Source organism: Pseudomonas sp. M1 (genome assembly GCF_022760135.1).
Classification (GTDB): Bacteria; Pseudomonadota; Gammaproteobacteria; order Pseudomonadales; family Pseudomonadaceae; genus Pseudomonas; species Pseudomonas citronellolis.
This window is the reverse complement of record NZ_CP094343.1, coordinates 3,325,252-3,348,168: the sequence shown is the minus strand read 5'-3', so window position 1 is coordinate 3,348,168 and position 22,917 is coordinate 3,325,252. Positions and strand designations below refer to the sequence as shown.

Genomic DNA, 22,917 nt, shown 5'->3' with positions numbered 1-22,917 from the left:
CCGCGGGAAGTGCCGGGCTAGAGCATTTCCAGCTGCGACATCAGGTCGTCCAGGCGCGCCGCCTTGCGCTCGTCGATGGCGCTGGCGGCCTGGGCCTCGATGTAGCTGGCCAGTTCCTCCACCGTGCTGCACTCGAACATGGCCCGCAGCGGCACGTTGCGTTGCAGGGCCTTCTGCACCCGCGAGGCGATCTGCGTGGCCAGCAGCGAGTGCCCGCCCAGTTCGAAGAAGTTGTCCAGCACGCCGACGCGCTCGACCTTGAGCACCTCGGCCCAGATCTGCGCCAGGGTGCCTTCCAGCTCGGTGCGCGGCGCCTGGTAGGCGTGCGCCAGGGCCTGGCCGATGTCCAGCGCCGGCAGGGCCTTGCGGTCGAGCTTGCCGTTGGCGTTGAGCGGCATGCGCGCCAGCACCTGCCAGTGCAGCGGCACCATGTAGTCCGGCAGGTCGGCGCGCAGGTGCTGGCGCACCTGTTCGAGCCAGGCGCCCTCCTCTACTACCGTCGCAGCGGGCACCAGGTAGCCGACCAGGTACTTGCCGGCGGCGCTTTCCTGCACCGCCACGGCGGCCTCGCGCACATCCGGCAGCTCGTGCAGACGCGCCTCGATCTCGCCCAGTTCGATGCGGAAGCCGCGGATCTTCACCTGGTGGTCGACGCGCCCGACGTACTCCAGCACGCCGTCGGCGCGGCGCCGCGCCAGGTCGCCGGTGCGGTACAGGCGCTCGCCCGGCGCCCCGAAGGGATGCGGGACGAAGGCCTGGGCCGTGCGCAGCGGGTCGCCGACGTAGCCGCGGCCGACGCCGGTGCCGGCCACGCACAGCTCGCCCACCGCCCCCAGCGGCACCAGCTCGAAGTCGCCTTCGGCATCCAGCAGGTACAGCTGGTTGTTGTCGGTGGGGCTGCCGATGGGCAGGTAGGTGGCCTCGGTGGAGGCCGCGTCGACGCGGAAGAAGGCCACGTCGTCCGAGCATTCCGCCGGGCCGTAGGCGTTGACCAGGCCCACCTGCGGGTAGCGTTGCAGCCAGTGCCGCGCCAGTTCCGGCGGCATGGCCTCGCCGGTGGGCAGCATCCAGCGCAGGCCGGGCAATGCCTTGTGTTCCTCGGCGAGCATGCCCTGGATCAGCGAGGGCACGCTTTCCAGCACGCTCACGCCCTGCTCCACCACGTGTTCCAGCAGGGCCTGCGGGTCCTGGGCGATGGCGTTCGGCACTATGGCCACGCGGCCGCCGAACAGCGGTGCGGCGAGGAACTGCCAGACCGAGATGTCGAAGCTCTGCGAGGCGGTCTGGGCGATCACGTCGGCCTCGCCGAGCGCCAGATACGGCACCTTGCTCAGCTGGTTGTTGAGCATGCCGGCCTGTTCCACCATCACGCCCTTGGGCAGGCCGGTGGAGCCGGAGGTGTAGATCACGTAGGCCAGGTTGCGCGGCCCGCTGTAGCGCTGCGGGTCGTGCTCGGCGGCCGCGCCGCGCTGCACCTCGTCCCACACCAGCAGGCGCGGGCGGCTGCCGCAGCCCAGTTCGGCGAGCAGCGCCAGGGCCTGTTCGCGGCAGGCGGCGCTGCACACCAGCACCGGCGTGCGGCTGAGTTCGAGGATGCGCGTCAGGCGCTGCGTCGGGTGCGCCGGGTCCAGCGGCAGGTAGCCGGCGCCGGCCTTGAAGCTGCCGACGATCATGCCCAGCAGGTCCAGCCCGCGCTCGCCGAGCAGGGCCACCGGCTGGTCGAAGCCGACGCCGGCGGCCAGCAGCGCGTGGCCCAGGCGGTTGGCGCGGCGGTTCAGCTCGGCGTAGCTCCACCGCTGGTCCAGGCAGCTGGCGGCGATGCGCTGCGGGTGCGCGGCCACCCGCGCTTCGAACAGGCGCACGTAGCCCTGCTCCAGCGGGTAGGCGTGCTGGCTGCGGTTGCAGTCTTCCAGCAGGAAGCGCCGTTCCTCGGCCCCCAGCAGCGGCAACTCGGCCACGTCGCCATGGAAGCCGTCGGCCAGGGCCAGCAGCAGGCGCTTGAACTCGCCGAGCAGGCGCTCGATGGTCGGCGCCTCGAAGTAGCGCTGGTCGTAGGACAGGTGCAGGCCCAGGTCGTCGCCGGGGTAGCAGACCACGGTGAGCGGGAAGTTGGTGTGGGTGCGCCCGGAATCGGAGCTGGCCTTCAGGCTCTGCGCGCGGTCCAGCACCGCCACTTCCACCGGGGCGTTCTCGAACACGAAGAGGCTGTCGAACAGCGGCTGGCCCTTGGGCAGTTCGCTGGCTTCCTGGATGCTCACCAGCGGCAGGTGCTCGTGCTCGCGCAGTTCCAGGTTGCGTTCGAACAGCCCGGTCAGCCAGTCGCGCACCGTCTGCCGCGCGCCGGGCGCCGGCAGCTGCACGCGCAGCGGGATGCTGTTGATGAACAGCCCCACGGTGCGCTGCATCTGCGGCAGGCCCACCGGGCGCCCGGCCACTGTGACGCCGAACAGCAGGTCGCGCTCGCCGCTGTAGCGCCGCAGCACCAGGGCCCAGGCCGCCTGGGCGAAGGTGTTGACGGTGAGCTGGTAGCGCTGCGCCAGTTCGCGCAGGCGCGCGCCGTCGGCGGCGTCCAGGCGGGTGTAGCGATCGCCGACGATCATCCCGCCGCTTTCCCCGGCGCGCTCGTGGAGGATCGGCCGGTCGCTGGGGATGTAGGTCGCGCGCTCGAAGCCGTTCAGGTTCTGCTGCCACCAGCGGCGCGAATGCTCCAGGTCCTGGCGCTGCAGCCAGGCGATATAGTCGCGATAGCGCGGCGCGGCCGGCAGTTGCGGCGCGCGGCCCTCGCCCAGGGCGGCGTAAATCTCGAAGAAATCGCTCATCAGCAGGCCGCGGCACCAGGCGTCGATGAGGATGTGGTGGTTGCTCATCATGAACCAGTAGCGCGCCGCGCCCAGGCGGATCAGGCGCAGGTGGAAGGGCGGCTCCTCGAGCAGGTCGAAACCGGCCTCGCGCTCCTTCTTGTGCAGGGCCTGCAGGCGCTCCTCGTGGCCGTCGGCGGGCAGCTCGCTCCAGTCGAGGAACTCGATGCGCAGCCGCCCGGGCTTGTGGATCACCTGCAGCATGGCCTCGCCGGCGTTCCACGAGAAGGACGCGCGCAGCGCCTCGTGGCGCGCCACCACGGCCTGCCAGGCGGCGGCGAAGCGTTCGCGGTCCAGCTCGCTGTCGATGCGGTAGCGGTCCTGCATGTAGTAGATGCCGGTGCCCGGCTCCAGCAGGGTGTGCAGCAGCAGGCCCTCCTGCATGGGCGTCAGCGGGTAGACGTCGTCGATCTGCGCCGCCGGCACCGCCAGGGCGTCCAGTTGCGCCTGGCTCAAGCGCGCCAGGGGGAAGTCGGAAGGCGTCAGGCCGCCGGCCTTGTCGTCCAGGCAGTGGGCGATCAGCGCCTGCAGTTCGTCGCGGTAGGCGTTGGCCAGCTCGGCGATGGTCCGTTCCTCGTAGCGCTCGGCGCTGTAGGTCCAGCGCAGCACCAGTTCGCCGCCGTACACCTGGCCGTCCACGCTCAACTCGTTGGGCAGCGGCGCGGCGGCGTCGTGGATGGCCCCGGTGGGCTCGTCCATCGGGTGGAACAGGGCGTCCTCGGCGAAGCTCTGGTCGAACTGGCCCAGGTAGTTGAAGGTGATGCGCGGCTGCGGCAGCGCGGCCAGGGCGCGGCGCCCGGCCTCGTCGCCCAAGTGGCGCAGCACGCCGTGGCCCAGGCCCTTGTGCGGCACGGCGCGCAGCTGTTCCTTGATCGCCTTGATCGACGCCGCCAGCCCCGCTTCGCCCGCCTCGCCGGCGGGTGCCAGGCGCAGCGGGAAGGCGCTGGTGAACCAGCCGACCGTGCGGCTGAGGTCGATGTCGTCGAACAACGCCTCGCGGCCGTGGCCTTCCAGTTGCACCAGTACCGAGGCCTCGCCGCTGACGCGGCAGAGCACGCGGGCCAGGGCGGTCAGCAGCAGATCGTTAACCTGGGTGCGGTAGGCCGCCGGCGCCTGTTGCAGCAGCTGGCGGGTGTGCTCGCGGTCCAGGCGCAGGCTCAGGCTGCGGGCCAGGGCCTCGTCGTTGCGGCCTTGCGGGTTGTCGCAGAACCAGGCGCCGGGGACGCCGTCCAGTTGGCCGCGCCACCAGTGCAGTTCCTCGCGCAGCGGCTCGCTGCCGGCATAGGCCTGCAGGCGCGCGGTCCAGTCGCGGAAGGCGCTGGTCTTGGCCGGCAGTTGCAGTGCTTCGCCGGCGGCGAGTTGGCGATAAACCTGCTGCAGGTCTTCCAGCAGCACGCGCCAGGACACGCCGTCCACCACCAGGTGGTGGATCGCCAGCAGCAGGCGCTGGGCGCCGGGGCCGTCCACCAGCACCGCGCGCAGCAGCGGGCCGTCCAGGGCCAGGCTGCGCTGGGCGCGCTCGAACACTTCGGCGCAGTCGTCGAAGCTCGCCACCTGCGCCTGCCAGAGCAGCCAGGCGCCATCGTCCGCAGCCCGGTGTTCGGCGTGCCAGCGGCCGCCTTCCTGGCGGAACGTCAGGCGCAGGGCGTCGTGGTGTTTGATCAGTTGCAGCAGGGCCTGGCGCAGCAGCTCGGCGTCCAGCGCCTGGCGCGGCTCCAGCAGCAGCGACTGGTTCCAGTGCGCGCGGTTCTCCAGGGGCAGTTCGAAGAACCACTGCTGGATCGGCGTCAACGCGCTCTCGCCCTGCACTTCGCCCTGCTCGGCGAGGCTGGCGCCGGCGCTGCGGGCGACGCCGGCCAGGCTGCGCACGCTCTGGTGCTGGAACAGGTCGCGCGGGCTGAACTGGATGCCCTGCTGGCGGGCGCGGCTGACCACCTGGATGGAGAGGATGGAGTCGCCGCCCAGTTCGAAGAAGTTGTCGTCCAGGCCGACCTGGGCGACGTTCAGCACCTCGCCCCAGATCGCCGCCAGCTGGCGTTCCAGCTCGCTGCGCGGGGCCTCGTAGGCGCGCTGGCCAAGGCTGGCGTCCGGCGCCGGCAGCGCGCGGCGGTCGAGCTTGCCGTTGGCGGTCAGCGGCAGGCCCTCCAGCAGCAGCAGGTGCGCCGGCACCATGTAGTCCGGCAGTTGCTGCTTGAGGTGCGCCTTGAGCGCCTCGCGCAAGTCGGCCTGGGCCGCCTCGTCGGCGCCGGCCTCGGCGCAGCCCACGTAGCCCACCAGTTGCTTGCCGCTCGGCCCGTCGATGGCCAGTACGGCGGCCTCGCGCACCTGCGGGTGTTCCTGCAGGCGCGCCTCGATCTCGCCCAGTTCGATGCGGAAGCCGCGGATCTTCACCTGCTGGTCGATGCGCCCGAGGTATTCAACCTGGCCGTCGGCGCGCTGGCGCACGCGGTCGCCGGTGCGGTACAGGCGCCCGCCGGGCGCGCCGAAGGGGTCGGGCACGAAGCGCTCGGCGGTCAGCGCCGGGCGCTCGTGGTAGCCGCGGGCCAGGCCGGCGCCGCCGACGTACAGCTCGCCGCCGGCGCCCTGGGGCACCAGGGCCAGGTCGGCGTCGAGGAGGCAGGCGCTGCGCTCGCCCACCAGGCTGCCGATGGGCACGCTGGCGCCGGCTTCCACCTGCTCCGGGGCCAGGGCCGCCAGGGGCATGACCACCGTCTCGGTGGGGCCGTAGGCGTTGAAGAAGTAGCGCGGCGCGAAGGCCTGGCGGATGCGTTGCAGGTGCTCGGCGGTCAGCGCCTCGCCGCCGGTGATGCACAGGCGCACCGGCAGTTGCCGGCCCTGGGTCTGCAGCCACTGGGCCAGTTGGCTGCCGTAGCTGGGGGTGAAGCCGAGGATGCTCACGCGGTACTCGGCGATCAGTTGGCAGATATCCTCGGCGCCCCATTGGCCCTGGGCCCGCAGCACCACGTGGGCGCCGCACAGCAGCGGCGTCAGCAGGCGCTCGCTGGCGGCGTCGAAGTTGATGGAATAGAAGTGCAGCTCGCAGTCGTCGGCGCGCATGCCGAAGCGCTCGATCACCGCGCGGCAGTGCATGGCGATCTCGCCGTGGCACACCGCTACGCCCTTGGGCTTGCCGGTGGAACCGGAGGTGTAGATCAGGTAGGCCAGGTGCTGCGGCTGGGCGAAGGCCGGCAGCGGGCCGTCGTCCAGCGCCGCCAGGGCCGCGCCCTCCTCCGCCGGGCAGCAGCGGCCGACGCCTTCGGGCAGCGCGCCCAGGGCCTCGAACAGCGCCGGCTGGCCGAGCAGCAGGCGCACGCCGCTGTCCTCGATCATGTAGTGCAGGCGCTCCAGCGGGTATTCCGGGTCCAGCGGCACGTAGGCGCCGCCGGCCTTGAGGATCGCCAGCAGGCCGACGACCATTTCCAGCGAGCGTTCCAGGGCCAGGCCGACGCGCACTTCCGGGCCCACGCCGCGTTCGCGCAGCAGGCGCGCCAGGCGGTTGGCGCGGGCATCCAGTTCGGCGTAGCTAAGGCTCTGGCCGGCGAAGGTCAGCGCCGGGGCCTGCGGCGTGGCCGCGGCCTGGGCGGCGAACAGGCCGTGCAGGGTGTCGTTCAGTTGCGGCCCGCTGCAGGTCAGCAGCGCGTCCCGCTCGCCGGCATCCAGCATCGGCAGCTCACCCAGGCGCTGTTGCGGGTCGGCGATCATCGCCGCCAGCAGGTTCTGCCAGTGGCGCGCCATGCGGGCGATGCGCGGCTCGTCGAAGAGGTCGCGGCTGTAGGTCAGGCAGCAGCCCAGGCGCTGGTCGAGGTCGGTGACTTCCAGGTTGAGGTCGAACTTGGTGGCGCGGGCGTCGTTGACGCAGTATTCCACTGTCATCCCGGCCAGTTGGCGGGTCTGCTGGAACTCCCAGCGCTGGACGTTGCACATCACCTGGAACAGCGGGTTGTAGGCGGCGCTGCGCGGCGGCTGCAGGGCCTCCACCAGGTGGTCGAAGGGCAGGTCCTGGTGCGACTGGCCGTCGATCACCGTCTGCCGCACCTGCTCCAGCAGCCCGGCCACGCTCATCTGCCCATCGAGGCGGCAGCGCAGCACCTGGGTGTTGAGGAAGGCGCCGATCAGCCCTTCGCTCTCCGGGCGGATACGGTTGGCCACCGGCGCGCCGATGCGCAGGTCCTGCTGGCCGCTGTAGCGGTACAGCAGCACGGCCAGGGCGGCGGTCATGGTCATGAACTGGGTCAGGCCGTTGCCGGCGTTGAAGCGGCGCACGCGCTCGGCCAGCTGTGGCGCCAGGTCGAAGCGGTAGAGGTCGCCGCGGTGGCTCTGCACCGGCGGCCGCGGGCGGTCGCCGGGCAGTTCCAGCACCGGATGCTCGTCGCCCAACTGGGCGGTCCAGTAGTCCAGCTGACGCTGGCGTTCGCCGGCCTCCAGCCAGTCGCGCTGCCACACGCTGTAGTCCAGGTACTGCACTGGCAGCGGCGCCAGGGGCGACTCGCGGCCGGCCAGGAAGGCCTCGTAGAGCGCGCTCAGCTCGCGGGCGAAGATGTCCATGGCCCAGCCTTCGGTGACGATGTGGTGGAGGGTCACCACCAGGTAGTGCTCGTCCTCCGCCAGGCGGACCATGTACACCCGCAGCAGCGGGCCCTGTTCGAGGTCGAAGGGCTTGTGCGCCTCGTCGTCAGCCAGTTGCTGCAGGGCCTGCTGGCGGGCTTCGGTGTCGAGGTGGGTGAAGTCCAGGCGCTGCATGCGCAGGCCGCTGTCCGCCTGCACCTGCTGATGCGGCACGCCGTCGACGCTGGGGAAGCGGGTGCGCAGGGTCTCGTGGCGCTGCACCAGGGCCTGCAGGGCGCGCTCGAAACAGTCCAGGTCCAGCACGCCGCGCAGCCGCGCCATGCCGCCGACGTTGTAGGCCGGGCTGTCCGGCTCCAGTTGCCAGAGGAACCACATGCGCTGCTGCGAGTAGGACAGCGGCACGCGCTGGCTGCGGTCCACCGGGCGGATCGCGCCCTGGCTGTCGCGGCTGCCGGCGGCGCGCAGCTGGCACACCCGCTCGGCGAAGGCGCCCAGGCGGCTGGCGTCGAACAGCTCGCGCAGCGGCAGTTCGATGGCGAAGGCCTGGCGCGCCCGGGAAACGATCCGGGTGGCCAGCAGCGAGTGGCCGCCCAGTTCGAAGAAGTCGTCGTCCAGGCCCACTTGCGGTAGGCCCAGCACTTCGCTCCAGATGGCGGCCAGGCGCTGTTCCACTTCGTCGCGCGGGGCGACGTGCTCGCGCTGCTGCCCGCTCGGCTCGGGCAGGGCCTTGAGGTCCAGCTTGCCGCTGGGGCCCAGGGGCATGCTGTCCAGGCGCATGAGTTGCGCCGGGACCATGTATTCCGGCAACGCTGCCTGCAATGCGGTGCGCAGGGCCTGGCCGTGTTCGGCCTCGGCGGGCGCGTCGGCGGTCGCGGTGTAGTAGCCCAGCAGTTGGCTGCCGAGATTGCCGGCCTGGCGGATCAGCACCACGGCCTGGGCCACGCCGGGCAGGGCCAGCAGGCGCGCGCGGATTTCGTCCAGCTCGATGCGGAAGCCGCGCAGCTTCACCTGGCCGTCCTCGCGGCCGAGGTATTCCAGCACGCCCTGCTCGCTCCAGCGCGCGCGGTCGCCAGTGCGGTACAGGCGCGCGCCGGGCGCGCCCAGCGGGTCGGCGACGAAGCGTTCGGCGCTCAGCCCCGGGCGGCCCAGGTAGCCGCGGGCCAGGCCGGCGCCGCCGATGCACAGCTCGCCGGCGGCGCCCGGCGGCAGCGGATTCAGCTCGCTGTCGAGGACGCGGCAGACCACGTTGCCCAGCGGCCGGCCAATGGGCGAGCGCGCGCCATCCTCCAGCGAGCAGTGCCAGTGGGTGACGTTGATCGCGGTTTCCGTCGGGCCGTAGCGGTTGTGCAGGGCCACGCCGGGCAGGCGTTGCAGCACGCGGTCGCGCAGCTGCGCCGGCAGCGCCTCGCCGCCGGAGAACAGGCGGCGCAGGCTGGTGCATTCCTCCACGCCCGGCTCGTCGATGAACAGTTGCAGCAGCGGCGGCACGAAGTGCAGCGTGGTCACGCCGAACTGCCGCACCAGTTGGGCGATGCGCGCCGGGTCGCGGTGTTCGCCGGGGCCGGCCAGCACCAGGCGGCAGCCCGCCAGCAGCGGCCAGAAGCATTCCCACACCGAGACGTCGAAGCTCACCGGGGCCTTCTGCATCAGCACGTCGTCGGCCTGCAGCGCATAGGTGGCCTGCATCCATTGCAGGCGCTCGGCCAGGGCCGCGTGGGTGTTGCCCACGCCCTTGGGCTGGCCGGTGGAGCCGGAGGTGTAGATGACGTAGGCCAGGTTGTCGCCGTGCAGGTGCAGGCCCGGCGCGCTGCCCGGCCAGCCGTCCAGCTTGAGGCCGTCGAAGCACAGGGTGGCGACGCCCTCCAGGCTCGGCAGGCGCTCCAGCAGGTGGGACTGGGTCAGCAGCAGGCTGGCGCCGCAGTCGTCGAGCATGTAGGCCAGGCGCTCGGCGGGGTAGTCCGCGTCCAGCGGCACGTAGGCGCCGCCGGCCTTGAGGATGGCCAGCAGGCCCACCAGCAGCTGCGGCGAGCGTTCGGCGCAGATGGCCACCGGCACGTCGGGGCCCACGCCTTTGTCGCGCAGGTAGTGGGCCAGGCGGTTGGCCTGGGCGTGCAGCTCGGCGTGGCTGAGTTCGCCGCCGTCCCATTGCAGCGCCACGCGTTCGGCATGGGCCGGCAATGCGCGTTCCAGCTGCTCCGGCAGCCAGCTGCGCGCCGGCTCGCAGGGCGCGCTGCCCCACCGCTCCAGGTGCGCCAGTTCTGCGTCCGTCGCCAGGGCGATGTCGCCCAGGCACAGCTGCGGCTGCGCCACCACCTGGCGCAGCAGGGCCACATACTGGTCGGCCAGGCGCTGGATGCTGGCGGCGTCGAACAGTTCGGCGGCGTAGTCGAAGTTCAGGCGCAGGCGGCCGCGAGAGTCTTCCTCGGTCTGCAGTTGCAGGTCGAACTTGGCCTCTCGGCTGTGCCAGGGCAGTTCCTCGGCCAGCAGGCCGGGCAGCTGGCGCAGGGCGGAAAGGTCGCGCTGCTGGTGGTTGAACAGCACCTGGAACGGCTGGCCAGCGTGGCCCGGCAGGGCTTCCAGCAGGCTGTCGAAGGGCAGGTCCTGGTGTTCCTGGGCGCCCAGGGTGGCTTCGCGCACCTGGGCCAGCAGTTGGCCGAAGGCCTGCCGCGGAGCGGGCGTGGCGCGCAGCACCAGGGTGTTGATGAAGAAGCCGACCAGCCCCTGGACTTCCTGGCGCTGGCGGTTGGCGCTGGGCACGCCGACGCGGATGTCGGCCTGTCCGCTGTGGCGGTGCAGCAGGGCCTGGAAGGCCGCCAGCAGCCACATGAAGACGCTGGCCTGGTTGGCCTGGGCCGCTTCGCGCAGGGCCTGGCCGAGCTTGTCGTCCAGGCGCAGGCTCAGGCGCGCCGCCGGCGAGGCGGCGTTGCCGCGCGGGTGGTCGGTGGGCAGTTCCAGCACCGGGGCCTCCTCGCCCAGCTGTTCGCGCCAGTAGGCCAGTTGGCGGGCACCCTCGCCCGCCTCCAGCCACTGGCGCTGCCAACTGGCGAACTCGGCATAGCCGACCGGCAGCGGCGCCAGCTCGGCGGCCTGGCCGCCCAGGGCCTCGGCGTACAGGCGGGCGAATTCGTCCAGCAGCAGGTTCAGCGACCAGCCGTCGGCCACGATGTGGTGCAGGGTCACCCACAGCTGGTGCAGGTCGTCGTCCAGGCGCACCAGGCTCACCCGCAGCAGCGGGCCCTTTTCCAGGTCGAACGGCTCGCGGGCCTCGGCCTCGCGGCGTTGTTCGGCTTTGCCGGCGTCCAGTTGCAGCACCTGCCAATGGAACTCGCCGCGCGGCTCGATGCGTTGCAGCGCCTGGCCGTCGCGTTCGAGGAAGCGTGAGCGCAGCGATTCGTGGCGCTGCACCAGGCGGGCGAAGCTGTCGTAGACCGCGTCTTCGTCCAGTTCGCCGCGCAGCAGCAGGCCGCCGGGGATGTTGTAGGCGCAGCCGCGGGGCTCGATCTGCCAGTTCAGCCACAGGCGGCGCTGGGCCGCGGATTGCGGCAGGTCGCCGCCGCGCGGCAGCTGGGCCATGGGCGCTTCCGCCGCGGCGCCATCGGCCAGGCGAGCGGCCACGGCGGCGCTGAAGGCGGCCAGGCTCGGCGCCTCGAACAGCAGGCGCAGGTTCAGGTTGACGCCCAGGGCCTCGCGCAGCGCGGCCATGACCTGGGCGGCGGCGATGGAGTTGCCGCCCAGCAGGAAGAAGTTGTCGTCCGCGCCTACGCGCTCGACGCCCAGGTGCTCGCGCCAGAGTTCGGCGATGCGCGCCTGCAAGGCATCGGCGCTTTGCTCCGGCGCGGCTTCGGCCCGGGGTGCCAGGCCGGGGTAGACGGCGTAGGCGTCCAGGCTGCCGTCGGCCAGGCGCGTGCGGCAGGCCGAGCGTTGCAGCTTGCCGCTGGAGGTGCGCGGCAGCGCGCCGGGGTTGAGCAGCGCCACCACCTTCGGCGCCTCCTGGCAGGCCTCGGCCACCGCCTGGCGGATGGCGTCGATCAGGGCGTCGGCCGGGATGCGCTTCTGCAGCGCGCGGCCGACCTCGGCGGCGATGCCGATGCCCTCCTCGCCATCGACCTGCACGGCGAAGGCGGCCACCCGGCCCTTGCGCACCGCATCCACCTCGGTTTCCACGGCGCGCTCGATGTCCTGCGGGTAGAGGTTGTGGCCGCGGATGATGAGCATGTCCTTCAGGCGCCCGGTGACGTACAACTCGCCGTCGCGCAGGCAGCCCAGGTCGCCGGTGCGCAGCCAGGTGCGGCCGTCGCGCTCGACGAAGGCCTTGGCCGTGGCCTCGGGATTGCGCCAGTAGCCGTGGGCGATGCTCGGCCCGGCGGCCCAGACCTCGCCCACCTGGTTCTCGCCCAGGGTTGCGCCGCCCTGCGGGTCGACGATCATCACCGCATGTTCCGGCTGGCTGCGGCCGCAGCACATGAGCACGCTGTCGCTGCCCGCTTCGATGCGGTTCTGCGCCAGGGCCGCCTCGTCCACGCCCAGGGCGGCGATGCCCTGGCCGCGCTGGCCGCCGCTGACGAACAGGGTGGCCTCGGCCAGGCCGTAGCAGGCGAAGAAGCTGGAGGCCTCGAAGCGGCTGGCGGCGAACTTGGCGGCGAAATTATCCAGGCTGTCCTGGCGGATCGGTTCGGAGCCGGAGAAGGCCACGCGCCAGCGGCTCAGGTCCAGCCCGGCCAGGGCCGACTCGCTGACGCGCTCGGTGCACAGGCGGTAGGCGAAGTCCGGCCCGCCGCTGACGGTGCCGCCGTGCTGGCTGATGGCTTCCAGCCAGCGCAGCGGGCGTTCGAGGAAGTAGCGCGGCGACATCAGCACGCAGGGCACGCCGCTGTAGACCGGCTGCAGCAGGCCGCCGATCAGGCCCATGTCGTGGTACAGCGGCAGCCAGCTGACGATCACATCGTCGGCGCCGATGCCGAAGCCGCCGCGGATCAGCCGCTCGTTGGCCACCAGGTTGCCGTGGCTGACCTGCACGCCCTTGGGCAGCGCGGTGGAGCCGGAGGTGTACTGCAGGAAGGCGATGTGTTCGGGGCGGACCTCGGTTTCCACCCAGGCCTCGGCGCCGGCCAGGTCCAGTTCGTCGACGCACAGCAGCTGCGGCGCGGCGGCGCCGGACAGCGCCGGGCAGCCTTCCAGCAACGCCCCGCGCAGTTCGGCCTGGGTCAGCACCAGGCGCGGCGCGCAGTCGTCGATGATCGACAGCAGGCGTTCCTGGTGGTGGCGGCGCGCCGACTCCGGCGGGTAGGCGGGCACCGCGACCATGCCGGCGTACAGGCAGCCGAAGAAGGCGGCGACGTAGTCCGGGCCGCTGGGGAACAGCAGCACCGCGCGCTCGCCCTGCCCCGCCCGGGCCTGCAGGGCGGCGGCGATGCAGCGGGCGCGGCGGTCCAGCTCGGCATAGCTGAGCACCAGGTCGCCGGCGCCGTCTTCGGCCAGGAAGCGCAAGGCCAGCCGGTCGGGTTGGGTGCCGGCACGCTGGCGCAGGGCCTGGGCCATTGAGGAGGGATGTTCGAACGCGTCCATTTGGATTTCCTGCTGAGTGCAACCGCGACTGGTCATCGACCGGAAAAGTCCCACTTGGGCCTTCAGCCGGTTCTCTCAGAGGTGTACGGACGATCATTCGAAATAATTAGTGTTCTCAGCTAGGCCGGCGAGCCCGCCCGGATGGCACAAAGCCAGTCTGCACGGGGCTTTCCGGCCAGCAAGAACATTCATTTACAATTGTTGACAATGATTCTCATTTCAAATACTTTCCGGCTCGGCTCGCTGGATGCGTACCTGACTAGCGATTTGCCCACCCACACTGCCGCTAGGTGATTCTCATGCTGGATGAACTGCCCACCTCCCGTTATGCCTCCCCGTTGGTCGCGACCTTCATCGAGAATCGTTCCATCCTGGTCAAGTTCGCCTCGCGCTTCCTCGGCTGCCGTTCCCATGCCGAGGACGTGGTGCAGGACACCTTCTTCCGCCTGCAGAACGCCTCCAGCTCCTCCATTCCGCTGAAGGCGCAGATGAGCTACCTGTTCCAGGTGGTGCGCAACCTGGCCATCGACCACTACCGCAAGCAGGCGCTGGAGCAACGCCACACCGGCGCGCCGCAGGAGCTGATAGAGGCCGAGGCGGCCTACGGCGCCACGCCGGAAACCCTGCACATCAACTTCGACACCCTCGAGCAGATCGACGAGGCCCTGAGCCAGTTGCCCGAGCGCACCCGCTACGCCTTCGAGATGTACCGCCTGCACGGCGTGCAGCAGAAGGAGATCGCCCGCGAGCTGGGGGTTTCGCCGACCCTGGTCAACTTCATGATCCGCGATGCCCTGCTGCACTGCTGCGCCAGCGTGGCCAAGGACGAACAGCCCGCCCGCCGCGCCTGAAGCCCCTTGCGCCCCGGTGCCGGATGCCATGCATTGCCGGGGCAAGGGGCAGCCGCCCCCGACCTGTCCCATATTCCCGACGGAATCTTCCTGCTTTACAGCCCCCGCCCCTGAATCTCCGCCAATACCCCCGGCGCGGCGCCCAGCCTTGTCCATAATGGCGCCCTGGCGTCTGCCATCCACCCGCCTCCAGCCACGGCGTCGAGCCCCTCGAAAGCGCGCTCGCGCCAGGCATGTCCGGCCCGGGTGGATGGCGCGGCGATCTCCACAGTATCGACGGAATCCACCATGTCCTTGGGGCCCATGCCCAGGCTCAACCTGCGCACCTTGATCCTTCTGTTCGCCTCCCTGGCGGCCATCGCGACCCTGGCCAACGACCTGTTCGCCACCTACCGGATCCAGCGGGAGACGCTGGTCCTCAGTGCGCTGGAACACAACCGGGCCTATGCGGCCAAGGTTGCGCTGAGCATCAACCAGAGCCTCGCCTCGTCCCTGGACCGCCTGGCCTACAGCGCGACTGTCCTCGGGCGTGATTTCGCCGATGCGGCGGTCCGCGGCGCCGAGGTGGAACGCCTGGCCCGCCAGGACGGCAGCTTCAACACCGTGGTCATCGTCGACGCGACCGGGCGGATCCTCAGCGCCCTGCCCCAGTGGCTCAGCGCCAATGGCCGCAAGATCCTCTCCAAGCGCCCCCTGGAAATGCGCCAGGCGATGATCAGCCCGGCCTTCCATTCGCAGTCCGGCGAGCGGGTGGTGTTCGTCTCCCATCCGGTGTGGAACGCCCGCGGCGACTACCTCGGCCTGGTCGGCGGGACCATCTACCTGAACCGCGCCAATTCGCTGAACCACATCGTCAGCCGGCACTTCCAGAAGGACACCTCCTTCGTCTACCTGGTGGACGAGCAGCGCCAGTTGCTCTACCACCCCGAGCGCGAGCGCATCGGCCAGACGATCGGCGTCAACGCCGCGGTGGACGCCGCGCTGCGCGGCGAAAGCGGCGCCATGCAGGTCACCAATCACGAGGGCCTGGAGATGCTCGCCGGCTACGCGGCGGTGCCGGACAGCGGCTGGGGCGTGGTCTCGCAGCAGCCGCTGAGCGTCACCCTCGGCGCCGTGCGCGCGCTGATGCTGCAGGTGCTGGCGGGGATAGTGCCGATGATCCTGCTCGGCTTCCCGCTGCTGTGGTGGATAGCCGCGCGGATCAGCCATCCCCTGCGCCGGCTGGCCGACTACGCGGCGCAGCTGGACAACACCGAGCGCATCGAGGGAGTGCGCGCCTGGTACTTCGAGGCCTGGCGCATCCGTCGGGCGCTGATCATCGGCGGGCAGATGACCCAGGAGCGCATCGGCCAGCTCAACCGCCAGGCCCAGAGCGACCCGCTGACCGGCCTGGCGAACCGCCGCGCGCTGGAGGCCACCCTGGCGAGCTGGGTGGCGCGCGGCGAGCCCTTCGCGGTGATCAGCATGGACATCGACCATTTCAAGCAGGTCAACGACACCTTCGGCCATGCCGCCGGCGACCAGGTGCTGCAAGCCTTCGCCGAGGTACTGCGGTGCAACTCGCGCAGCGGCGACCTGCCGTGCCGCGCCGGCGGCGAGGAGTTCATCCTGCTGCTGCCGGCCACCTCGCTCGGCGTGGCGGCGGAAGTCGCCGAACGCATCCGCCTGACGACGGAACGCACGGACTTCCCGCAGGTGGGCCGGGTGACCCTGTCGCTGGGCGTGGCCTTCAGCAGCGAGGGACGGACGGACGTCGGCGCGGTGCTCGCGACCGCCGACGCCCTGCTCTACCAGGCCAAGCAGGCCGGCCGCAACCGCGTCATGGTGGCGGACGAGCGGCCGGTTGGCGTGGCGCAGCCTCATCCGTCCTGAGGGCCCGGCCCGGAGCATCCGGCGGTAGCGCGCCAGAACGTAGGGCGCATAACCGTTCGCGGTTATGCGCCGTTGCCCATTGGCTATTTCAGGCGGGTTCGTGGTTGAGCATCACACCGAACAGTCCCCTCTCCCGCTTGCGGGGGAGGGTTAGGGAGGGGGAGCGGAGTTACAGGTTTGGTAGCGGAGTGTTGGTGGAGTCCGTTGCCCTCACCCCAGCCCTCTCCCGGAGGGAGAGGGGGCTGTTCGGCGTGGGTGGATAACGCAGTGTCAGCCGGCAGGTTCGTAGGGCGTATAACCGTTCGCGGTTATACGCCGTTGGCCGATACACCGATGCCATCATGACTGTAGGAGCGAGCTTGCTCGCGAACGGGGTTTGCCGGTGGCGTAGGCGCTGGCTTCAAGAGCGCCCTCTCCCCAACCCTCTCCCTAAAGGGAGAGGGGGCTGTCCTCAGCGAAGGGAGAATCCAGAGTTATCCTGAAGCACCTATCTATCCCCGTCATTCCCGCGAACGCGCACTACTGTCCGGAATATTTTCGAGGGGGCGTCTGGAGGGCTTGCGGGGGCTGAAGGCACGGGTTAAACCGTTGAGCGCCAACTCAACCTCACAGCCCCCGCAAGATGTTCAGGATAAGCCGTTTTCACGATGTACTAAAAGCGCTGCCTCGTGGCGTCTTCGATCGACTGGTCGCCGAACACGGCGCCGACAAGCACAGCAAGCGCTTTGGCAGTTGGGATCACCTGGTCGCCATGGTGTATGCCCAACTGGCCGGCGTGAGCAGCCTGCGGGCGCTTGAAACCAGCTTCAACAGCCATCCCCATCAGCACTATCACCTGGGTACGGGTCCGATCCGGCGTTCCACCCTGGCCGACGCCAACGAACGCCGTAATACCGAGGTCTTCGCCCAGGTCGCGCACTACCTGATGGCGGGCGTCTGCCGGCAGTTACGCCGTGACGGGAAGGAACTGCTGTACCTGCTGGACTCCACCACGATCACCCTCAAGGGCCCTGGCTTCGACGAATGGACGCTGTCCAATCGAACCCGCTCCCAGGGGCTGAAAGTCCATGTGCTGTATGCCGAGCAGGCGGCGGCGCCGGTGCATTGCAGCTTCAGCGCAGCCAACGTCAACGACGTTGATGAAGGCAGGAGGCTGGACATCGAACCGCAGGCCACCTACGTGTTCGACAAGGGTTATTACGACTTCAACTGGTGGGCGAGCCTGGATGCCCAGAAGGCCCGCTTCGTCACACGATTCAAGTCCAATGTGCAGCTCAAGGTCCTGGCCCAGCGCGAGGTTCCCCAGCAAGACCGGGAAACGATCCTGCGAGACGAAGAGGTGAGCTTCTCCAACCGCAACCCAGGTGGCCGGCGGCGTAATCACTACACCCAGCCCCTGCGGCGGATTCTGGTGAACCGCCCAGGCGATGAGCCGCCTCTGAGCCTGGCGACCAACGACCTGAGCAGCCCGGCGGCAGAAATCGCCGAGCGCTATCGGGATCGCTGGCGGATCGAGCTGTTTTTCAAATGGATCAAGCAACACCTGAAGGTCAGGCGTTTCCTGGGCCGTAGCGAGAATGCTGTGCGCCTCCAGATTCTCTGTGCGCTGATCAGCTATTTGCTGCTGAGTCTTTACCAACGCAGAACGGGAACGCAGCAGAGCCTGTGGATGCTGATGGTGGAGGTGCAGGCGACGCTGTTTCAGCGCCCTGGTCTAGAGGCCGAACGTTACCGACGACGACAGGAGCGAATACGCGAGATCAACCTGCGTCAGGGGCAACTGTTAATAGCATGAGGCGTGCCGGACAGCAGTGCGCGAACGCGGGAACCCAGTGACTGCGGGGTTCGCGAGCAAGCTCGCTCCTACGAAGAGCAAAAGCGCGTTCGCTCTTGCTCTGGCGTTTGGACTTCCAGAGAAACACCCGAGCGCACCGGAACGCCCCTTCAGCAGGCCGAACGAAACCCGCGCTCAGGAGGTCATGCGACATGGATGTCGCGAGAGCCCCGATGGGCTACAGGGACGTACCCTCGGGGCGGGCCTCCGTGGCGGGGGAATTCGCGAGGGTAGCCCGGCTCCATCGGGCCCGTATGTCGGGGCAAGCCTTTTTGGTTCCTTTTGTGGCGATTGACAAAAGGGACTCGCCCGAGGGGGCGAAACGAGAAATGTCCGCAGACTCGGAGCGGCGCGTTACACCGAGCAAGAAGGCAACTGGGTTATTCCCCTTCGGGCCAGCGCAAGTGCTGTTCGCGATGGAGCCGCGTCCCGCGTTCGCGGGAATGACGAGTTAAAAATCGAAGCCCTAGCCCCACCCCACATGAAAATGCCGTTTCCCCCATGAAGAGAAACGGCATTCTCTCTTAAGTGAACAGCCTCGTTACGCGAACCTCAGGCAGGCTGCTTGGCATAGCGCGCCAGCGTCGGATCACGCTGCATCACCGCCAAGGTGTTGGCATAGACCTGCTCCCCGGTCGCATCCTTACTGGCAAAAATCTCCCCAAAGTGCCGCTGAGTAACCTGCGCGAAATGCGCACGATCCTGAGCCTGCACCCCCAGCAGGGTGGCATAGGCATCCAGCGCATCTCCATGCCCCTTGGCCATATCCTCGGCAATGTTGTCGAGCATGCCGTTCATGGCAAAGATCGAACGACCGCCATACCCCAGCCGCGCATCGGAGTTGCAGCCGTTGGTGCCGGAAGTCAGGCCGAAGGTGGCGTTGCCCGAAGTCCCGTTGGTGGTGGTAGCCAGCAGATGCGGGAACAACCCGCGCTGCCCTTCGAACAGCATGTTGCCCCAACCGCAGCCGTTGCCCCCGGCCTGGTCCGCCTGGGCGAACAGGCTGGCGGCGCCGAGAACCGCGAAGATCGCACTCTTGCCGAGCAGTTTGCTTGTCATGGATGTCGTTCCTTGGTCGTTTGACGTATTTGGCGTGCCCTACTCCCCGGCTGCGCAGCATCGCTGCAACAGTCTGGCTCGCCTTTAGGTGTAGGCAAGGAATCGCCAGGTTTCAAACCTACCGGCGGCAGGATTCGCACAATGAATACAGGAACACCCCTCGCATGGATTGCCACGGGTCAAGGCCGCAGCGTTTCCAGGCACATCGGCGTCGAATCCAGGCAACTCCGGCGTGGCCGTTGCCCCTATGGTGGCGGGCCACATCCCACCGACCTGGAGCTGTCATGTCCGACTTCATCACCGTACTGCGCGAAACCTGCCCCACCCCCGTGCTGGATGCCACCAAGTGGAAGCGCATCGGCGGCGACCCGCACACCGTCAACCTCAATGCCTACACCTCGGCGGACGGCAGCAAGATCATGGGCACCTGGATCTGCACCCCCGGCAAGTTCGAGGTGAACTACGAGAAGTGGGAGTACTGCCACTTCCTCGACGGCTACTGCATCATCACCCCCGAGGGCGAGCAGCCGGTGCACCTGAAGGCCGGCGACGTGTTCGTCATCGAGCCGGGGCTGAAAGGCACCTGGGAAGTGGTGGAGACGGTGCGCAAGTATTTCGTGTTTGCCTGATTAGTTTACGTTACGGCACCGAAGTGCTCTTCGTAGGATGGGTTGAGCTTGCGAAACCCATGCGGCCGTGGCGATGGGTATCGCTTCGCTCAACACCATCCTACGAGGCATTACCGGAAGGTGTAGGACTTTGTACGCCCTACGGCTCGCCTGCATTGGCGAGCAGGCGGCGGGCGCGGGCCAGGACCGGGGCGTCGACCATCTGGCCGTCCACCTGGAAGGCCGCCGCGCCGCTTTCGGCCGCGGCCAGCACCCGGCGCGCCCAGGCCAGTTCCTCGGCGCTGGGGGCTAGCGCGGCATGGAGCACGGCGACCTGCTTCGGGTGGATGCACAGCGCGCCCACCAGGCCCAGGTCGCGGCCGTGGCGGAGGGTGGCGGCGAAGCCTTCGGCGTCGTCGAAGGCCGGGTAGACGGTGTCCAGCGGCGCCTGCAGGCCGTTGACCCGCGAATGCAGCAGCAGGCTCAGGCGCACCTGGTCGTAGACCATGGCCGCCGCCGCGGTGCCGCTGCTCATGCCGATGTCCAGGGCCAGGTCGAGTCCGCCGAAGGTCAGGCGCTCGACGCCGGCGCAGGCGGCGATCTCCCCCACGGCCAGCAAGCCGCGGGCGCTTTCGATCAACGGCCAGATCGGCTTGCCGCAGGCCGCCGCTTCGCGCAGGTCGCCGGCGCATTCGACCTTCGGCAAAAGAATGCCCGCCACTCCCGGCAGGCGGCACAGTTCCAGGTCCGCAACGTGCTCGGGGTGCCCGGCGGCGTTCACCCGCACCTGCACGCGGGCCTGCGGATTGGCTTCGAGGAAGGCCGCCAGGTCGTTGCGGGCGCGGGCCTTGAGCGAGGCCTCGACGGCGTCTTCCAGGTCGACGATCACGGCGTCGGCGCCGCTGGCCAGGGCCTTGGCGAAGCGCTCCGGGCGGCTGCCGGGGACGAACAGGGCGGAACGGACGATGGGGCTCATGCGGGGTCCTTGGTCAGGTTCGGCTCACACTGCGCCCTGCTCGTGCAGGCGCTGGATGTCGGCGGCACTGTAGCCCAGCTCGGCGAGCAGGCTGTCGGTATGCTCGCCCAGGCCCGGCACGGCGTCCATGCGCGGCGCATAGGCGTTGCTGCGGGCCGGCGGCAGCAGCGCCGGCAGGCGGCCCACCGGGCTGTCGATCTCGCGCCAGGCGTCGCGGGCCTGCAGTTGCGGGTGGTTCCACAGGCCCTGCATGTCGTTGACGTGGGCGTTGGCGATCTGCGCCTGTTCCAGGCGCTCCACCACTTGCGCCGCGTTCAGCCCGGCGAAGGCCTCGATGATCAGAGCGCGCAGGGCGTCGCGGTTGGCCACCCGCAGGCTGGTGGCGGTGAAGCGCGGGTCTTCCGCCAGTTCCGGGCGCTGCAGCACCATTTCGCAGAAGACCTTCCACTCGCGTTCGTTCTGCACGCCGAGCATCACGTTCTTGCCGTCGCCGGCGGGAAACGGTCCATAGGGGTAGATGGTGGCGTGGGCGGCGCCGGCGCGCGGCGGTTGCGCCTGGCCTTCGAAGGCGTAGTACATGGGGAAGCCCATCCACTCGGCCATGCCTTCGAGCATGGAGACCTCCACCCGGCTGCCCTCCCCCGTGCGCCCGCGCAACAGCAACGCCGAGAGGATGCCGCTGTAGGCGTACATGCCGGCGGAGATGTCGGCGATGGAGCAGCCGGCCTTGGCCATTTCGTCCGGGCCGGGGCCGCCGGTGACCGAGAGGAAGCCGCTCTCGCTCTGGATCAGCAGGTCGTAGGCCTTCTTCTGCTCGTAGGGGCCGCCTTCGCCATAGCCGGAGATGTCGCAGACGATCAGGCGCGGGAAGCGTTCGTGCAGCGCCTCGAACGACAGCCCCAGGCGCGCGGCGGCGCCGGGCGCGAGGTTCTGCACCAGTACGTCGGCCTGTTCCAGCAGCTGCTCCAGCACGGCGTGGGCCTCGCCCTGCTTGAGGTCCAGGGCCAGGCTTTGCTTGGAGCGGTTGGTCCAGACGAAGTGCGAGGCCATGCCGCGCACGCGCTCGTCGTAGCCGCGGGCGAAGTCGCCGACGCCGGGGCGCTCGACCTTGATGACGCGGGCGCCGAGGTCGGCCAGCTGGCGGGTGCAGAACGGCGCGGCGATGGCGTGTTCCAGGCTGATGACGGTGATGCCGTCGAGGGGACGCGGGTTCATGGGTGCTCCAGGTATCTCGTGCGCCGCCGCCATGGACGGCGCGGCGCTATCGGTGTGTATCCACGGTCCGGGCGGGCGGCGCCCCGCGCTCTGTGAACCCCCGGGTTCCGGAGGCCGCCCGCCCGGGCCGTGGGCTACTCAGGCAAAGGCTTCCAGGCTCGGCAGGTCGTGCAGGCGCCAGCTGGCGTCGATCAGCCGGCTGGCCTCGGCTTCGCCGCGGGCGCCGGCGAAGGCCAGCAGGCGGCGGAACTTGTCTTCCAGCTCGGCGCGGCTGAGGCTGTTGCCCGGGTCGCCCTTGGGCTCGTCGATGCCGCCGCGCAACTGGCGGCCGTCGCTGGTGAGCACCTCGACGCGGCCCAGCCAGCGCTGCGGGTAGGCGCCGTCCACTTCGGCATCCAGCTGCATGCCCACCTTGTCGCGGAAGGCGGCCACGCGCGGGTCCTGCAGGGCGAACTGCTCGAACTCCACCAGCCCGGCCTTGCCGTGCACGGCGATCAGGCCCAGCACCGTGCCCATGGAGAACTTCGCCTGGTGCACCGTCTGCGGCACCACCACGCGGCCGAGCACGTCGATGGCGCCTTGGTGCACGCGGGTGGTGACGCGGGCGATGTCCTCGGCCTGCAGCCCCTCGCGCTGCATCAGCGCCAGCAGGGCGTCGGCCGCGGGATGGGTGTGGCGGCAGGAGGCGTGGAACTTGAACGAGGTCTCGACCAGCGCCCAGCGGCTGCCCAAGCCGTCCACCAGCCGGCGCGGGTCGGCGTCGCTGGACATGCCGGCGGCCATGCCCTGATCGCCTTCGAGGATGTTCTGCGCGCCGCTGAGGCCATCGGCGGTCAGGTAGGCGGCGAGCAGGCCATCGGCGGCGGCCTTGGCGGTGTGCAGCTGCTTGGAATCGGCGGCGTCGCGGAGGAATTCCCAGAGCCCGGCGGCCTGGGTCCCGGCGCTGCCCAGGCAGTTCACCAACTGGCGGCTGTCGAAGCCCAGCAGCTTGCCAACGGCTACGGCGGCGGCCAGGGTGCCGACCGTGGCGGTGGTGTGGAAGATGCGGTAGTGCGAGCGGCCGAGGAACTCGCCGATGCGGATGCCCGCCTCGTAGCCGGCGACGCTGGCGAGGATCAGCTCGCGGCCGGACTTGCCCAGGTCCTGGGCGGCGGCCAGGGCTGCCGGGAATACCACCGTGGCCGGGTGCAGCACCGAGCTGTTGTGCAGGTCGTCCTGTTCCACCAGGTGCGAACTGGCGCCATTGACCAGCGCGGCGAAGTACGCCGAAGTCGATGAACCGTCGACCAGCACGCGGCTGCGTCCGTCCACGGGGCCCATGCGTTGTGCATGGCGCTGGAACAGCGGGATCGGGTGGCGGCCCTGGCTGGCCAGGGCCGAGCCGAGCCAGTCGAGGAACAGGTCTTCGGTGCGCGCGACCACCGCGCTCGGCAGGTCTTCGTAGCGCAGGCCGGCAAGGAATTCGGCCAGGGCGTGGGTATTGTTCATCGCTTGTCGTCCTTGGGCTCGCAGG

At 69.8% G+C, this 22,917-nt stretch carries 9 protein-coding genes; 4 read left to right on the top strand and 5 right to left on the bottom strand.

The window, feature by feature from the left end; genetic code table 11:
• Positions 1-17 precede the first annotated feature (17 nt).
• Positions 18-13,025: a non-ribosomal peptide synthase/polyketide synthase gene (locus PM1_RS14955; RefSeq protein ID WP_372241090.1), complete on the bottom strand. Its 13,008-nt coding sequence runs from the start codon at positions 13,023-13,025 to the stop codon at positions 18-20.
• A gap of 263 nt (positions 13,026-13,288) precedes the next feature.
• Between PM1_RS14955 and PM1_RS14950 the strand changes: the two genes are divergently transcribed.
• From PM1_RS14950 to PM1_RS14940, 3 genes are all read left to right on the top strand, one after another.
• Positions 13,289-13,840 (top strand): RNA polymerase factor sigma-70, encoded by a 552-nt coding sequence (locus PM1_RS14950; protein ID WP_009622059.1) that lies wholly within the window; start codon positions 13,289-13,291, stop codon positions 13,838-13,840.
• Between the two features lie 288 nt (positions 13,841-14,128).
• Positions 14,129-15,712 (top strand): GGDEF domain-containing protein, encoded by a 1,584-nt coding sequence (locus PM1_RS14945; protein WP_009622061.1) that lies wholly within the window; start codon positions 14,129-14,131, stop codon positions 15,710-15,712.
• 622 nt (positions 15,713-16,334) lie between these two features.
• Positions 16,335-17,507, top strand: coding sequence for an IS4 family transposase (locus tag PM1_RS14940; protein WP_009618623.1), 1,173 nt, complete (start codon positions 16,335-16,337; stop codon positions 17,505-17,507).
• 591 nt (positions 17,508-18,098) lie between these two features.
• Here the strand turns inward: PM1_RS14940 and PM1_RS14935 are convergent.
• The gene (locus PM1_RS14935; protein ID WP_009622065.1) at positions 18,099-18,605 is read right to left on the bottom strand and encodes a DUF3015 domain-containing protein; all 507 of its coding nucleotides are present in this window, start codon (positions 18,603-18,605) and stop codon (positions 18,099-18,101) included.
• Positions 18,606-18,889: 284 nt separating this feature from the next.
• On the opposite strand from PM1_RS14935, the gene PM1_RS14930 reads away from it, so the two are divergent.
• Entirely contained in the window at positions 18,890-19,234 is a 345-nt protein-coding gene (locus tag PM1_RS14930; protein ID WP_009622067.1) for a cupin domain-containing protein, read from the top strand.
• Between the two features lie 139 nt (positions 19,235-19,373).
• On the opposite strand, the gene PM1_RS14925 is transcribed toward PM1_RS14930, so the two are convergent.
• From PM1_RS14925 to PM1_RS14915, 3 genes are all read right to left on the bottom strand, one after another.
• Positions 19,374-20,189 (bottom strand): HpcH/HpaI aldolase/citrate lyase family protein, encoded by an 816-nt coding sequence (locus tag PM1_RS14925; RefSeq protein WP_009622069.1) that lies wholly within the window; start codon positions 20,187-20,189, stop codon positions 19,374-19,376.
• 24 nt (positions 20,190-20,213) lie between these two features.
• On the bottom strand, positions 20,214-21,404 hold the full coding sequence (locus tag PM1_RS14920) for a CaiB/BaiF CoA transferase family protein (protein WP_009622071.1): 1,191 nt from the start codon (positions 21,402-21,404) through the stop codon (positions 20,214-20,216).
• Between the two features lie 138 nt (positions 21,405-21,542).
• Positions 21,543-22,892 (bottom strand): MmgE/PrpD family protein, encoded by a 1,350-nt coding sequence (locus tag PM1_RS14915; protein ID WP_009622073.1) that lies wholly within the window; start codon positions 22,890-22,892, stop codon positions 21,543-21,545.
• Positions 22,893-22,917 lie beyond the last annotated feature (25 nt).